Here is a 14,721-nt window from a genome sequence, read left to right as displayed (position 1 = left end):
GCGGCGGTGAGCTCGTTAATATTATTATTAAGCTCCCTTGTATTTCCGACGCCCGTCTCCTCGGCCTCATTCAGCGCAAGACGGGCCTCTGTGAGCCGTGCTTCAATCGCCGCCCGCTCCGTGTCGAGTTCGTTCAACCTGGAGACCTGGGCTTCATATTCTTCCTTTGCGGCGGCCCGTTCGAGTGCGGACGCTAACTCCGCCTCGGTGAGACCCTCCAGGGAATCCCGCTCCTTGTCGTAGGCGAGGCCGAGTTCCGGGATTGCCTCGTTTAGCTCGTCTACCTTTTGGGCGATCAAGTCCTTTTGTAGTGCCGACTTTTCCTCTACGGCGAGGAGTTCTTGTAGAGAGGCGGCGGTCGCGGCGGTGGTCTCTTGCTCTGCCGCCATTGTTTCGGATAATTCCTCATAGGCCGCCTTTGTTTCCTGCATGGACTCTATAAAGGTTTTTGTTCCCTCGTCTGCCTCCTTCGAGGCGGCGATCCATGTCCCTATTGCCACGGTCAGCCCCACAACCGCCGCCGTTACTGCTACAACCGGGTTTGCGGCGAGGAGGTCAAGCGCCACTTTTAGAGCCTCTATAATTTGCGGAGCGGCGGCCAGAGCGGCCACTCCCACGGACATAGCGCCGAGGGCGGCGGTTACTCCAACGATCGCTCCCACGATCCACGGGTTTTCATTTACAAAATCGGTCGCCCATGTGAAAGCGTCTGCGCCTACGTCGTACAATCTTTCAAGTGACGGATTTAATTGGTCTCCGACGGCGATTTTCAGATTTTCCGCGGCGTTTGTCATTCGCTGGTGTGCAAACTCCGTTGTATCCGCCATGATCTGAAAATTGCGCTCTACAGCCCCGGAGCTGTTCGCCATGACTCCGAGTGTCCGGTCAAATTCTTCCGCCCCGGTATTGAGGAGGGAGAGGGCCGCCTTGCCCGCCGTGGTGCTACTCCATAGGTTAGAGAACGCGGTCGCGTCCCCGTCCACGCTCTCGGAGAGGATCGCCATAATATCGCCGAGGTTTGACCCGCCCTCCATGAGTTCTGAAAAGCTCTTTCCAGTTTGGTCCTCCAGAATCCCCGCCACGTTGGAGCCGTTCTTTGCCAGCTCGTCCAGCATAGCGCCGAGGTTGGTCGTCGAGATCGCCGTATTCATACCGCCCTTTGTGAGGAGCGCATAGGCGGTCGTCAGGTTTTCAAGGCTCACATGGTAGGCGGCGGCGGATGGGATGATCTGGCCCATGCTGGCGGCCAGCTCTCCGACGGAGGTCTTGCCCTCGTCCTGGGTCTTTACCAGCATAGAAGCCACGCGCTCGGCCTCTGTTCCTTCCAGCTTGTAGGAGTTGATCGCGGTTGTCAGAACGTCAACCGCCGTCGACGCCTCCGTAAAGCCCGCCGCCGAGGTCTTTGTGGCCGTGGCGACAAAGTTCACAACGTCCGCCGTATCCACACCCGCCGACCTCGCCTGATAGGCCGCCTCGGCCAGTGCCCCCACGGCGACGCCTGTCTCATTTGATAAATCTAATAACTGCGCCTTTATATCCGACATTGAATAAATTTTTGTATCTATCAATGTGGATAATTTCGCTAAAGAGGTCTCAAACCCGGCGGAGGCTTGGGCGCACTCCGTGAGGGCGTCCGCAATTTCCTTTACTGTTTTAGCGACGCCCGCCGCGGCCAGGGCGGCGGCGAGTTGTTCGATCCCCTTTTTTGACTTGTCGACTTCGTTTCCAAATTCGTCTATGGAATCCGCGCACCCGTCGGCGCTGTTGCGGGCCTCGTCGAGATAGCCGTTATTCTTGTCGATCTCGTCGGAGAGACCGTTTAACTCGACCTTTGCATTATTAAGCTGTTTTTGCCAGTTTTGGACGCCTCGCTCCGCCGCCGCCTGTCCGGCCTGGGCCTCCTCAAGTTCGGCGTTCCATTTGTCGAGTTCCTTTGTGAGGGCCTCTTGCTCTCTGGAGGTGTCCCCGGTGGACCTCCGCAAGGTTTCAAGGGCCCGCTCACACCGCTCTATATTGCTTTGTGCCGTTGATACCCGGGAGGAGTATTCCTCCTGTGCCCGCTGGGCGTTGCGGAGGGCGGCCTCCAGGGTGGAGACCTTCTCCTGTTGCTTTTTATACATGGAATCCAGGGCGGCCCCCTTGGCCGTGAGGGCCTCCATGCTGTTAGCGTTTCCGCGAAATTCGCTCTCCACGAGCGCAAGGCCCGACTTGAGCGTGGACAGTTCGGAATTACAAGCGGCGATCGCCTGTTTATATTGGGCCTCACCCTCGACGGCGAGTTTTGTCGAGATTGTCCTTGCCATGCGCGGCGGCTCCTTTCTATGGCAATAATCAATTTTTTACTTGACATTACCATATTTTCGGGTGATAATTTCCATTGTGAAATGCGACGATTTTCGCAATATAAAAAGTGAGGTGTTTTTTGTGGCTTTAATCTCGTGCCCCGAGTGCGGAAAACAAATTTCCGACTCTACTCCAACGTGTCCGCATTGTGGTTATCGTTTCTCTGTCGATACTTCCCCCGTTGCTCCGCCGTCCCCGACCGAAATCAAACCTTCAAAATCAAATATTCCCATTGGTGTTATTGGGGTTTTAGCTGGTATCGCAATCATTTTAATTTCGATCCCGTTTATAGGGGTGTTCGGGCTTGGAATTTTTAGCATGATTGCGGGTGTTGTCCTGCTTGGCGCCGGCTTCTCTAATATCGCGGGTATGCACGACGTAATTTGTCCTTACTGTAAAAGTTCCGGGAAAATTGCAAAGGGCGCTAAAAATTACAAGTGTTCTACTTGCAAAAAAAGGAGTGTCCGGGAGGACGCCTATCTCAAGCCAGTTTTATAATTCCGCCGCCGGAGGGGTTCGCCCCTCCGGCTTTATTCGTCCTCCGGCTCCCGCTCCTTCTTTACGCCCCGGGCCTGGAGGTAAAGCTCCCAAAGGTCCCCGATCTCTCCAGGTGTGGAGAGGAGGGTCTCTTTTTTTGAGAGGCCGCCCGCTGTCCCCATGCGGATGTAATGGGCGCGGGTTACTACGTTTTTTTTTGCGTGTTGAGCTCCGCAAGGCCGAGGTCCACCTCGTCGGCGTCTGCCTCAATCTCCCGGCCATAGCCGAGGGTCAGGGCGGATGGGATCGCAACCTTGAGGGCGGCGATCTCACTCGGAGCCATTGTCGCCGCGATTGTCTCGGCGTCCGTCATAGGTTCCGGGTCATACCCGAGGCCGCGCCGGACGAGCTCTCCTTGTTCTGCCAGGATTGCGGCGGCCTTGCAAGCGGCGGAAAATCCCTCCCGTGTGTCGCCCTTGATAGCTTCGATCATTTCGCCGGACCCGCCGAAAACTTCTTGAATTTGAAACATAGCCTCCACGGTAAAGGCGAGGTATCGCACCCGGCCCGCAAGGTTGATTTTTACGCTTTTCATAGCGCCCTCCTGTAAATTCTTGTAGGGAGGCGGGTTGTCCCGCCTCCCTGTGTGTTACTCCGTCAGGGTATAGTGAGCCTCCAGCACGTCGGAGGCGGCGAATCCCTCAGCGGTGGCGATCGCCTTAATCGTGGTCTCCTCCGTAATCTCAATGGGGGAGGAATAGGCGGGGGAGGTCTCGGTCGGGTCGGAGCCGTCTGTGGTATAGCGGATCACGGCGTCCGGCGTGGTGGTGGCGAGGGCAACGGTCGCGCCGCTGGCGACCGCACCCGCCGCGGGCGTGGCCGTGGGCGTGGCGGCCCGTTTCTTCCCCTTGAGCTGTTTCTTGATCCAGTCGATCGCCTCGGGCTCCGTCTTAAACTCCTCCGTAAACCTCCAGTCGCCCGTCTCACAAGCGAACACTGTAAAAGTCGTGTTGTTGGTCCCGAATGTGATACTGTCGGTTTTGGTCTGCGCGGTGTCGTTTCCGAGGGCGGCCTTGACGAGGGGATAGAAATAGCCCTTGTAAAGGACCTTTTTCCGCCTCATAAGTTTCTTGAAGTACGCAAGGCCGCCCGCCGGGGGATCGTCCCCGACATTGTAGCGGACCATTTTCCCCTCTACGGTGCAACCGTACACGACGCCCGCGACGGGGTCCTCCATGTCGTCGGTCTCCATAGCGATAGAGCCGGAGGAAAACTCCTCCACGCTCTCGGCGAGGCCGTCGTCGGCAAAGAGCTTGCCGGAGGCGAGGTTTACGGTGAGGTCCGCCTTGACGAGGCGGCCCACCCGGACGGGGTCCTGGTCCTTATAGACCGGGAGCTTGCCCTCCGGCTCCTCCGCCACGGGGTTAAAATAGGGATATTTCGCCCCAAAACTTGCCATAGTAAAACCTCCTAAAATTTATAGGTTTCTGCTGTCGAGAAATTGGTTATAGACCCGCTCTCCGGCGTCTATCGCCTCTTTCTCTTTCTTCTTGTTCGCGGCGTCGATCGCGGGGCGGGCGGCTATGTGCCGCCCCGGGGCCCCGTATTCGTTGATAAAAGCGATCTCGGCGTTTCTTGTGGACCTCCCGCCGCGCTTGCGGGTCCCCTGGGGGTAGATGGTGAGGGAGCGCCCGTCCCGATCCTTTTTGACCTTCCCCTTTTTGACTGACTTCGAGGAAATCCCCAAAGAGTGCGGCCCTGTCCACTGTTTTTCAATCTCCGCCCGCTGGGCCGGGAGAATAACGCCCGCCTCGGCCTCAAGAATCCCCTCAACCACGCTATCCGGTAGGCGAGCCAGGGCGGCGAAATCGTCGGAGAGGGCGTCGAGCCCATTCACGGTGAGGCGTCCCATTCTCTTTCATTCCTCCTCTAAGCCCTCGACGGTTTCACACTCAAAAACATGGTGCTGACCGTCTTTATCCGAGGCGTTGGTATAGGCCGGATAGGTGAAGCCCGCCGAGGCGAGGGCTTTCTTAACGGCCCGCCGCTTTGCGGTAATGTCATAGCCGAGAGGGGCGTATAGATGGACCTGGACGGAGACCCGCTCCTGTTCCGGCTCGTCGTCCCCGTAATTGATCGGGGTTGTGTGGTAATTGAACGTGATGTAAACCGCTTTCTTGCCCTCGTAGGCGTCCGCCTCTGCGGGCGCTATAGGCTCCAGGACGGCCCGCAAGGTTTCATTGATACTCACCCCTCCCCCTCCTTGTCCGGCCCCTCCTGGGCCGTTTCTGGCGGCTCCTGGGCCTCTTTACAGTTTAGCTCGTAGGTCTCGCCGCTTTCGGTGTAGGCCCTCACGACCTCATAGAGGCGGCCCTCGTACTCCACGAGGGTCTCCTCCTGGTAGTCCGCGCCCCGCACCTCCAGGACGAGGGCGATCTTGTCCCCGGCCTGTTTTGCCGTGTAAAACTCGGAGCGCGTGGCGGTCTTTTTGTTGGCGAATACCTCCCGCCGCGTCTTGACCGTTTCCTTGTAGCCGTTCGGTTTTACCCTTTTTTCCTCCCGAATGAGGGCGGCCTCGTCTCTCCAGTACACGGCTACACCTCCCCGCCGACGTAGTCCGAGGACATAGCGAGGGAGACCTTGAGGCGTTCATAGACGGCCCGGAATTTTTCCGCGTCCTCATTGTCGAGGCCAAACTCCGCCTTGATATAGTTCATAACCGCCCGCTTAATGAGTGGGTCCGCCTCGTCCTGGGCCCGCTCGGGGAGGACTCCGCCGAGGGCGAGGTCCACCCGGGCGGCGCGGATCAGGTCCACGATCTCCCCGTCAAACGCTGTCGACTTCGTTCGTACAGCCTGCCTCCCCGCGGCGAGATACTCCTCCGAGACGTCCGCCGCGGGTTCCCGGGCGGCGGGGCTCCGGCCCGTGCTCTCGCTCATGCTCCGCCTCCTTACGCCCCGGCGCTGGCCTTTTTCTTGATACGGAGGAATCCGTTTTCGGTGATAACATTCCCGCCGATCATAGCCTCGCCCATGACGGCGAGGAGGCCCTCCGCGAAACTTATAGTCGCGGGAGACTTCCACGGTGTAGGGCCCGAACAAGTCGAGCTGATAGGCCAGGGGTTTCCCGTATGCCATGCAATAGGAGCCCGCCGCCGAGGTGGTCTTGGAGAGGGCGGGGAGCTCGTCCACAATGCAGAATTTCACCGCGAGGCCGCCGTCCTTGATCGTGCCCGTGGTGGTGCTGTTCTCGGAAAACTCAATTTCGTAAACGGCCTTTTTCTCGCTGGTCCCGCGAATGTCGCCGAACGCGATCAGGTCGTCCTTGTTGAGGAGAAGAACACCGCCGCCCTCGACATTGTTCGCGCCGCCATACTTGAGGGCAATCGTGCGGAGGGTTTTCTCGTCGATCTTGCCGATCTCCACGTCGGAGCCCGCCTCAATGGCCGCGGCTTTGAGAATACCCGTCGGCTCGGGAATGGTGGCCGCGGGGTCCCCGGTGACAATGAGGCCCCCGGTTTTCTTGCGGAGGGCGGTCAAAGCGCCCTCGGAGACCCGCCCCTGGTAGTTGAGGGGGGTCGTGCGCTGGATGTTCCGAGAGACATAGGACAGAGTGGAGATCAAAACGGGGGTAATCTTGGCGATACGGAGGACGGGGTCCGTGGTCGCGGGGGCGGTTCCGTCGTCCTTCTTGGTGGCCGCCGTCTGGCCGCCGCTTACCTCATAGGCCACGGAATCCTCGCCCATACCGTTAGCGTCCACGACGCGGACCATGTCCACGATCCCGGAGACGATATTCTGGCCGGGGTTAATCCCGGAGACGCGGGTCGGCTGGGCAATATTCCCGCTGGTGAGGGTGAGGGAGCGGCAAAGGGCGTCGGTGGTGATCTCCATACGCCCGCCCTCGGCGAAACGCTGGGCGCGGGCCTCCACGTCCTGGAGGGGAATCCCCTGGAGGTCGGCGAGGTAGGCGGCGCGGCTCTCCACGCCCACGGGGAGGCCGCCCCGGGCCTCGCCGCCCCCGGCGATCGGGTTCACGGGGCCGGGGGTAGGATCGCCGGAGCCCCGGTCGCCGTGGCCGCCCTGCTGGCCGTTCCGGCCCTCCAGGCCCGCCCCGCCATTGAGGCGGCGGGTCGCGGCCTCCCGGCGGTCGAGGTCCCGCTCCTCGGCGTCCAGGGCGTCGAGCTCCTTCTCCATGGCGTCCATATCGACGGCCCCCTCCCCGGCCAAAAGCGCCCGAATCTCGGCGCGGCGGGCGGCGATCTCTTTACGTCTTTTCTCAAACATAGTTTTTATTCCTCCTGTTTCTGTGTGGTGTGTGGATAGGTACGGGTCCGCGCTAAAAGCCTCCGCCGCCTCGCGGCTTGCTCCAAAGCCTTGACCTCCTTCGAGTGCTCCACCTCAAAGAAGGATCGGGCGGAGAGGTCCGTTTCCTCATAGGCGGGAATATCCACCGCCGAAACGTCGTATAGCTTGCGGAATTTAGTTATTCTCCGGGTGTGGGTGGCGGCGTCATACTCCGCCTCCTGCACCGCAAAGGAAAAACTCATTTTGTCGATATAGCCGCCGTCGATCTCCTCGTAAAGGTCCCGGCCCGCTACTGTGCCGGAGAGGTCCGCCTCTATGTCCAGGCCCCGGTCCGTGATGTTGAGGGTGAGGGTCTTGTTGCGGAGGCGGGCGACCACCTTCCCGCCGTGATTGTAGTTCATAATCACGTCGGAGAGGTCGCACCCGTCCAGCGCGTGGCGGTCGATCACTTCGTAATACTTGACGCCGTCGCACTCAAAGAGGACGGTCGGGGTATCGAACACGATCGCCGTCCCCCGCACCTTGTAGGCGTCCGACTCCCCCTCCCGGGGGACGAGGGAAAAGCCCTGCAATGCGCGATACTCGCGCCCCTTCTTAATGGGCATTTTAAGCGCCCTCCTTTCCGTCTTTCGGCTCTGTGGGTTCCTGCCCCTCCTCGGGCTCCGGCGTGTCCTGTGGGCCGCCGGAGGGCGGCTCCTGGGGCTCTTTCGGCGTCTCCTCCGCCTTTTGCCCTGTTGTCCCCATTTGGTACTTGTCCGCGATCTCGGCGTTTACCATGTTCAACGTCTGGACCCGGCGCTTTCCCTCGTCGCCGCCGATGGGCGGGAATCCGAAAATATCCAGCACTTGATCCAGCTCCAGGGCCCCGATCTGTGCCAAAAACTGCGCGGCCTCGACCCGCTTGTCCAGGGTCTCAAACTGAATACGATCCATTTCACAAAGGACCTCATTCCCGAAACCCTGTTCCCGCTCCGTAAAAATGGCATCGGTGAGGCCCTGGGCGAGTTGCATATAGAACGGGACGAGCTGGCCCTGATAAAAGGCGTCCATTTCCTCCGGCGTGGCCTTGTTCTGGACGATCGCCTCATTCATCCCGAAATAGTCGTAAATCTCCCGCCGGACAAATTCGAGTTGCCCGGTGGGGATCGGCGTCTCCTTCTGCTGGATGGGGGTATATTTGTGTTTGCTGTCCGTGATAATCACGCCGGAGCCGTTGGCCTCCATGCTGAAATTATCCCGGACAAAGGCGTCCCGCCGAGCCGCGAGGTCCTCTTGCTTTGTGACGGTCGGGGCCTCCAGAATCCCCCGGATCACGGAGACGAGTTTCGCAAATTTGCTCATTCCCTGGTTAAAGGCGTCCGCGGTCTCCAGGGCGGGGAGGAGGGGGCGGTTATCGTCCCCGAAAATATCATTGTCCAGGTAGTGACGGCGGAGGTGGACGAGGTGCTCATAGGGGACCGTGTAGACGTTCCCCGTCGCAAAGGTGAGGCGGGCATACATACCGCCCATATCCTCCACGAGGTCCACCCGGGAGGCGTTGATCGGATAGAGGGCGGTCAGCTTGCCGCCGTCGAACATGGGGAGGATAAAGGCGTTATTATACACAACGAATTGAGCGGCCACGCGGTAATAAAAGGCGTAGGCGGTCATATACGGATTAGGCCGGACCCGGAGAATCCGCTCTAAGCTGTCAGAAACGGTCTCCCGCCGCCCTCCGGCGCGGCGGATGTGCCGGGGCTGTATCTTTGCCGCGTTCCTGGCCCATGCGTCCACGGCGGCGCGGACGGTTCCAATGTCCCACGCCCGCCCATTAAATGGCGTAAAGCTGGAGTCATAGGACGAGAGGAGCCGAAACGCCGGGAGGTTGCTCCCGCTCGTTGGCCGTTTACCGAATACGGACTCAAAAAGTCCGCGAATATTCAAAAATCCCATTGTTTCACCCCACGGCATACATAAAGTCCTCGAAATATTTCACATACATAACCCACGCATTGAGAAGGGAGACCGCGCCGTCGATCCGCCGCTTGTCCGTGATTTTCACGGGCTGGATGTTGTTCAATCCCGATTTTTTAACGGCGGTATTTGTCAGACACCAAACAAGGATCGGGTTCCCGTTATAGTTGACCTGTTTCGCCTCCAGGGCGGCCCCCATTTCCCGCATTGGCTGGCTCCAGGTGTAGGGGCCCTGTGCGACGGCCTCCATGTCAAAGCCGTTCGACTTCATTTCGTCCACCCAATACCCGGCGAGGGCCCGGTCATAGCCGACCTTGATCGCGTCGATCTTCCACTCGTCCCGCATTTGGCAAAACCACGCCGTCACGTCGGAATAGTTGACGCGGTTCCCCGGGCAGATGGTGAGGAGGCCGCGGTCCGCCCATTTCCGATATGGGGCCTCGTTTGTGTTCTTGTCCTCCAGGTGCTCCACCCGTTTTTCCGGGAGGAAATATTGCTGTAGAACGTAGACGATCGGGTCCCCGGCTTTGCGTATGAGAAGGGTCGCACAAGTGAGGTCCGTTGTTGCAGAGAGATCGCACCCGCCGAGGGCGTAGGTGTTATAAACGTCCTGGAGCTCAAAGCGGAGTTCGCTTTGTATCGCCTCAAAGGATAGCCAGACGGCGGCGGATACCTCGCGGATGTTGAAATCCTTACAGAGGACGCCGGGGAGGTCCTCCGGCTTGATCTTTGCCCTCTGGACAAAGGCCGCGAGGGTCTTGTATTGCTTGATGGTCCCGAGGCCCGGGTTTGCCTTTTGCCACTTCGTCGGATCGGTCCACTCGTCCCGGCTGTCCAGCTCGTAGAGGATCGGGAGGAAAGTCGGGTCCTCCTCGACGCCGTCCGCGATCTTACAAGCGAGCTCATACATTTCGTCGAACACGCTCTCCCGGACCATGCCCGCCGTGGTAATCATAACGACAAGGGGCTGGCGGCGGCTGGAGGTGGATTGCTTCATAACCTCGTAGAGGTTCCGGTCCTTGATTGCGTGGAGTTCGTCAATAATGACGGCGTGGGCGTTGAGGCCGTCCAGGGTGTTAGAATCCGAGGCGAGGGCCTCGAAAATGGAGGCCGTGGCCGCAAAATAGAGGTCGTTCCGCCGCTTCTTGAGAACGGCCCGGAGCTCCGGCGATTGCTTGACCATGTTGATAGCCTCGGTGAGGACCTTTTTCGCCTGGTCCTTTTTCGTGGCTACGCTGTAAATCTCCGCCGCGCCCTCATAGTCTGCGATCAGCATATACAAGGCGATCGCGGCGAGGAGGGTCGACTTGCCATTTTTCCGGCCCACGAGGAACATAGTCTCCCGGTAACGCCGGAATCCGGTCTCCTTCTCCAGGAATCCGAAAAGAGCTTGAATATATGCCTTTTGGAAAAGCTCCAGCACGAGCGGGGCCCCGATCACGCCCTGGGATTGCTTGCAAAACCGCTCGGCGAATATAATCGGGCGCTCCCCGATCTCCTCGTCGAAATAATACGGGGAATCCGGGTCCGGCTCCTGTATCTCCCGGGCGAGGCGCTTGTAAACGGCCCGGACGCGGCGGCTTGTGACAACCTTCCCGCTCTCGATTGCCTCCCAATAGGCAAGGATATAATTCATTTTCTACCCGCCCCCGGGGGCTTAGTTGCGAAATTCATAAGCTCCTCCCCGGCCTGTTTTTGGGTCTTTTCCGGGAGGAGGTCGAGGAGGCTTTTCGAGAGGGCAGTAAACGACTTGATCGTGGTATTGTAGCTTTTGAGGGCCGGATTTTCGCGCCGGAGCTTTTGGGTTCCCTGGACAAAATCCTCGATCAGTTCGCCGTTGTTGATCTCCTCCACAAGGCGCTCCAGGGTGACAGTTGTCACGGCCAGTTGATAGATCAAACCGTCGGCAAACTGTTTCTTTTCGGCGGGCAATTCTCGGAAAAGTTTAGCGATTTTTCGCTTTTTTACCTCCGTTTTTTCAGCGGTTGAGAGGCTTTCATAGGAAGTTTTTGGTTTTGCCATAAGATGTATAAACCTCCTCTCCGGCGGGCTGTACCCCCCCCCTTATGTGTGCGCCCGGGGGGTTATAGACGGGGATGGGACGCGGTTCGGAAAAGCCCACCCCCGGGGGTCCGAGGTGGGGGGGAGGCATGAGCGCCGAGGACTCGCCGCGGCTGTTCGCTTTTCTTTTCCCGCTCGACCGCCGCCGAGGCGCTGGCCCCGCGTGGCCGGACGGATGGGCGGCCCGGGGTCGGGATGGGTGGGCGTTTTCTGCTGGGCTTGCTTTCACCTGTGGTTTATTTTCCCTTGCGTTGTGATCCGCTTTTGCTATGACAGTAACTCACGCTTGACAACATTTCCCTCGTCGTCGAACGTGAGCCCGCTGTCTGTTGCCAGCTCCCCGGCGTGGGCGAGGGCGTGGCACTCTCGGCAAAGCAATTCGAGATTGTCCTCGCTGAGCGCAATTTCTGGATTGCTGATATTCTCCGGCGTGAGGTGCTCCTTGTGGTGAACGATCTCCCCGAGGGCCCCGCACCTTACGCATAGGCCCGCGTCCCGGTTGAATACATAGGCCCGAGCCCGCCGCCACTCTTTCGAGAGATAGAACGCTTTCGCAAAGTCCCGCACCGCCGCCGCCCTCCCGTCTTTGCCTGGAGCCGAGGGACCGGGCCCCATGCCCCGGCGCGTGGTCCCGCTCCAGGCGGCTATATGTCCACAAGGTAATTAAACCACGGCCACGGCCGCCGGTGTCCCCGTTCGGGGACGCTCCGAAAATATTTTTTCCCGGCCACAAAGGCGGTCAAGGGAGACCTCGAAAAAGTCGGCCAGCGCCTCGGCGTCTGTGAGGGTGGGGACACGCTCCCCCCGCTCGTACCTGGAGAGGGCGCTTTTGCTTATTCCGCATAGCTCGGCCAGGACCCGGCGGCTTATCCGGCGGCGTTCCCGGAGCTTGCGGAGCTGGTTCGGAAATTCACTCTTTGCCACGGGGTCCACCTCCTCCACTGTTGCGATCAGTTACCCCCCCCCCGCCGAGGGGCGTCCTGGGGCGATCATACGGTTTTGCCTCCGTGTCTGTACTCCCGCCCGAGGTTGTATTTGTGCTTTGCCATAACCACGGCGTCCACGTCCACTCCGAGGGCGGCCATGAGGTCCAGAGTGCGGAGGAGGACGTCGGCCAGCTCGACGGCGATCCCCTCCGGCTTGCAAGGACCGTCCGCGCCCTCCGCCCCTGGTTGGCCCGCTCTGTCGCATATGGCGTAATACTGACAATCCTCCTCAGCGAGGGCGCACGTCCCATAAACGAGCGGGGCCCCGTTCCGGTATTCCTCCAGGGCCTCGGAGAGTTCGGCATGGATCAGACAAAGCGCCTCGGGGAGCGCGGGCGGCTTGTCCCACCATCCATGAGCGACGGCGTTGTCGTGGACCTCTTTCGCTAACTGGTTGATGTTCATTTTTTGCGATCTCCTTCCTGCTGTGGTTTGGGTTCAAAACTTTACACATTTACAAGGCTTTCGAGGCGGGTTTATTCCCGCTTCTTTTTGGGCCGCTTTCTCGGCGGCGGTTTGAGGACATACTTATAATAAAGGTATCCGTATTTCGTCGCCGTGGCCTCTACGAAAATATAGCCTTTCGGCGGCCTGGGCGGCTTGTCCTCTGTGTAGTTTCGCTTGACGGTGGTCGGTTCCTCATAGTCCGGCTTTTGGAGGGTTTTCCGGGAGCCCTTCCACCTGTGGCCGCCGACCTCCGGCGTCCAGTGATTAAATAAGTAGTTGGCGAGGCCCGTATAGTCCCGCCCCCGGTCTACGCCGTCGTAATAGTTATGTTCCCGGAGGTTTTCGATCCGTAGGACGGAGCCCGAGGTCCATTGTCGGCGGATCAGGTCCTCCGGTATGCCCTCACTTATCATGTGGAAGTGTATCCGGTGAGTGTTTTTGCCCCGGCCCATGTAAAGCATGATTTTAGCGCCTGGGGCGTGGTATATGAGGCGATTATAGAAATTATCCCGGACCCGCCTCGCCTCCTGGAAGGTGTGGACCTCGTGCTCGTCGTCCATGGTTAAGGTGCTATATTTAGATGTAGGCCCGAAATTGTTATTTACGATCCGGGCGTGTTTTCGGCGGGAAATTCCGAGCTTGTGGGCGGCCCGCTCCTCCTCTGTTTTGAAACGGGGCCGCGGCTCCGCCTTGTCCAGGTTTTTTATTCTGTCCGGGACATTGAAAACCACTTGCTCGCATACGGCCCCCGAAAAAATTCGCCTTTTGACTCTTTGCATATCAAAAAACCGCCTTTTCTTTTGGCCTGTGGCTCTTGCCTTTTTAGCCCGGAGGTGGTAATATAATAGTGGTATAGCAATCAGCCCTCCGGGCGGTTGCGCCCCGGACGCTCTCGTCAAGCGTCCGGGGCTCTTTTTTATGCTCTGGAAATGTAGGCTTTCGCCGTGCGGTCCTTCCCCTGGGCGAGGTCGACGCCGATCACATAGCCCCGGGCCCGCTCGGTCGGCGTGGCTCTGGCCGTCTCCGCGGTTTCCGGGCGGCGGTCCATGCACTCGCACCGCTCGCCGTGGTCCAGGTGGTCCCCGCACCTGGGACAAATTTTATAATTCCTCCCCATGTTTTCCCGCTCCTTTCCTGGTCTCGCTCCGCGGTTCCGGGGCGTCGAGATCATAAAATAAAATTTTGTATCCTTCCGGGACGCACGAGCGATCCATAGCCGTTTGTAAAAATAGGCTTATTTCCCTCCACCGTGCGGAGTATATCCTTTTTCTGCTGTCGTCTGCGAGGATCAGTTGGTCGTATTTGTATGCACAAATTCCCGAGCCCGCCGTCCCTGGAGTTATTGCCGTGATCCGCGTCCCGTCCTTTAGGGTCAAAAGCCCCATTTTCAATAAATCGGTTCTTATTTCCTCCTGATTGTCTCTTGCAAACCGTTGAAACGCCGCCTTTGTCTGTTGGGTGTCGTATCCCATGAACGCGATCTCAAGCCTTTTTATCGTTTCCTTCACTGTCTGCCCCTCCATAGCTCCCGGAGCTCCACAATCCAGTCCTCGGCGATCCGTTTCCCGGTGTAGTAGATAAAAGGAATTACGAGGAGGAGGTATTCCCCGCCGTGGGCAGTATAGCCTCGCTCTATCAGGGCGGCCCGCTGTCCCCACGCAAAGGCGGCGGCGGTTGCCAGGAGGACGGCGACCAGCTCGACCGCCGCCGCGGCCCGGTTCTTTCCCTTTTTCACGGCTCCGCCTCCTCCGGCACATACCGCCGTAACCACATTTTCCGGCATTTTTTACAAGCTATTTCCGGTCTGCGGAGAATTTCTCCGCTTTCGATCCCTGTCTCGTAATAGTCCGTATCCTGGGTGTATCTCTTGCAAAGAGAGGCGTTGTCAATGAAACAATGGTATTTTGCCGTTTTTGGTATGTAGGCGTTTGCACTTGCGCCCGTTTCGCTCATTACTGGAAGTTGCCAAACCGGGAGATCGTTCACGTCTCCACCTCCCCGAGACCTAACCGCTCTTTCAATCGGTCAAGTTTTGCGGCCTTATATGTCCTAACCATAGCGCGGCAATTATGGAGGGCAATCATTTGCTCCAGCATAATTTGAACGTCTGCGATCTCCTCCGCAATACTCCCGCGGTTGTCTTTCCC

The 14,721-nt window shown here is 58.8% G+C and carries 20 protein-coding genes; 1 reads left to right on the top strand and 19 read right to left on the bottom strand.

Going from position 1 to position 14,721, the window contains the following annotated elements:
• Positions 1-2,303, bottom strand: a 2,303-nt coding sequence (locus VV088_RS18125) for a phage tail tape measure protein (protein ID WP_334602056.1), incomplete at its 3' end; no start/stop codon positions are given.
• 121 nt (positions 2,304-2,424) lie between these two features.
• Between VV088_RS18125 and VV088_RS18120 the strand changes: the two genes are divergently transcribed.
• Complete coding sequence (locus tag VV088_RS18120; RefSeq protein ID WP_334602055.1) at positions 2,425-2,841, top strand: zinc ribbon domain-containing protein; 417 nt, start codon at positions 2,425-2,427, stop codon at positions 2,839-2,841.
• Between the two features lie 184 nt (positions 2,842-3,025).
• Here VV088_RS18120 and VV088_RS18115 read toward each other — a convergent pair whose 3' ends face one another.
• From VV088_RS18115 to VV088_RS18030, 18 genes are all read right to left on the bottom strand, one after another.
• Positions 3,026-3,415 (bottom strand): hypothetical protein, encoded by a 390-nt coding sequence (locus VV088_RS18115; RefSeq protein ID WP_325224795.1) that lies wholly within the window; start codon positions 3,413-3,415, stop codon positions 3,026-3,028.
• A gap of 54 nt (positions 3,416-3,469) precedes the next feature.
• Positions 3,470-4,279, bottom strand: coding sequence for a chitobiase/beta-hexosaminidase C-terminal domain-containing protein (locus tag VV088_RS18110; protein WP_334600445.1), 810 nt, complete (start codon positions 4,277-4,279; stop codon positions 3,470-3,472).
• Positions 4,280-4,297: 18 nt separating this feature from the next.
• Complete coding sequence (locus tag VV088_RS18105; RefSeq protein WP_334598862.1) at positions 4,298-4,732, bottom strand: hypothetical protein; 435 nt, start codon at positions 4,730-4,732, stop codon at positions 4,298-4,300.
• A gap of 6 nt (positions 4,733-4,738) precedes the next feature.
• Positions 4,739-5,071, bottom strand: coding sequence for a hypothetical protein (locus VV088_RS18100; RefSeq protein ID WP_334598863.1), 333 nt, complete (start codon positions 5,069-5,071; stop codon positions 4,739-4,741).
• Positions 5,068-5,412, bottom strand: a complete 345-nt coding sequence (locus VV088_RS18095; RefSeq protein WP_334598864.1) for a phage head closure protein — start codon at positions 5,410-5,412, stop codon at positions 5,068-5,070. The genes VV088_RS18100 and VV088_RS18095 overlap by 4 nt, the downstream gene beginning before the upstream one ends.
• 2 nt (positions 5,413-5,414) lie before the next feature.
• On the bottom strand, positions 5,415-7,106 hold the full coding sequence (locus tag VV088_RS18090) for a phage head-tail connector protein (protein ID WP_334602054.1): 1,692 nt from the start codon (positions 7,104-7,106) through the stop codon (positions 5,415-5,417).
• 5 nt (positions 7,107-7,111) lie between these two features.
• A complete protein-coding gene (locus VV088_RS18085) occupies positions 7,112-7,732 on the bottom strand; it encodes an HK97 family phage prohead protease (protein WP_334598868.1) in 621 nt (206 codons plus the stop codon).
• Between the two features lies 1 nt (position 7,733).
• Entirely contained in the window at positions 7,734-9,059 is a 1,326-nt protein-coding gene (locus VV088_RS18080) for a phage portal protein (RefSeq protein WP_334598869.1), read from the bottom strand.
• A 4-nt stretch (positions 9,060-9,063) separates the two neighbouring features.
• Positions 9,064-10,716, bottom strand: a complete 1,653-nt coding sequence (locus VV088_RS18075) for a terminase large subunit (RefSeq protein WP_334598871.1) — start codon at positions 10,714-10,716, stop codon at positions 9,064-9,066.
• Positions 10,713-11,102 carry a hypothetical protein gene (locus VV088_RS18070; RefSeq protein ID WP_334598872.1) on the bottom strand — a complete coding sequence of 130 codons (390 nt, stop codon included), beginning with the start codon at positions 11,100-11,102 and terminating at the stop codon, positions 10,713-10,715. Before VV088_RS18070 ends, VV088_RS18075 begins: the two co-directional genes overlap by 4 nt.
• Before the next feature lie 306 nt (positions 11,103-11,408).
• Positions 11,409-11,708, bottom strand: coding sequence for an HNH endonuclease (locus tag VV088_RS18065; protein WP_334598874.1), 300 nt, complete (start codon positions 11,706-11,708; stop codon positions 11,409-11,411).
• 96 nt (positions 11,709-11,804) lie between these two features.
• Complete coding sequence (locus tag VV088_RS18060; protein ID WP_334602053.1) at positions 11,805-12,065, bottom strand: helix-turn-helix domain-containing protein; 261 nt, start codon at positions 12,063-12,065, stop codon at positions 11,805-11,807.
• 65 nt (positions 12,066-12,130) lie between these two features.
• The gene (locus VV088_RS18055) at positions 12,131-12,532 is read right to left on the bottom strand and encodes a hypothetical protein (protein WP_334598876.1); all 402 of its coding nucleotides are present in this window, start codon (positions 12,530-12,532) and stop codon (positions 12,131-12,133) included.
• A gap of 71 nt (positions 12,533-12,603) precedes the next feature.
• Complete coding sequence (locus VV088_RS18050) at positions 12,604-13,353, bottom strand: hypothetical protein (RefSeq protein WP_334598877.1); 750 nt, start codon at positions 13,351-13,353, stop codon at positions 12,604-12,606.
• 137 nt (positions 13,354-13,490) lie between these two features.
• The gene (locus VV088_RS18045) at positions 13,491-13,691 is read right to left on the bottom strand and encodes a hypothetical protein (protein WP_334598879.1); all 201 of its coding nucleotides are present in this window, start codon (positions 13,689-13,691) and stop codon (positions 13,491-13,493) included.
• On the bottom strand, positions 13,675-14,082 hold the full coding sequence (locus VV088_RS18040) for a hypothetical protein (RefSeq protein ID WP_334598880.1): 408 nt from the start codon (positions 14,080-14,082) through the stop codon (positions 13,675-13,677). Before VV088_RS18040 ends, VV088_RS18045 begins: the two co-directional genes overlap by 17 nt.
• The gene (locus VV088_RS18035; RefSeq protein ID WP_334598884.1) at positions 14,079-14,309 is read right to left on the bottom strand and encodes a hypothetical protein; all 231 of its coding nucleotides are present in this window, start codon (positions 14,307-14,309) and stop codon (positions 14,079-14,081) included. Before VV088_RS18035 ends, VV088_RS18040 begins: the two co-directional genes overlap by 4 nt.
• Positions 14,306-14,560: a hypothetical protein gene (locus tag VV088_RS18030; RefSeq protein ID WP_334598886.1), complete on the bottom strand. Its 255-nt coding sequence runs from the start codon at positions 14,558-14,560 to the stop codon at positions 14,306-14,308. Before VV088_RS18030 ends, VV088_RS18035 begins: the two co-directional genes overlap by 4 nt.
• Positions 14,561-14,721: the final 161 nt, after the last annotated feature.

This window comes from Lawsonibacter sp. JLR.KK007, assembly GCF_036941135.1.
Classification (GTDB): domain Bacteria; phylum Bacillota; class Clostridia; order Oscillospirales; family Oscillospiraceae; genus Lawsonibacter.
This window is presented reverse-complemented; position numbering and strand designations above follow the sequence as displayed.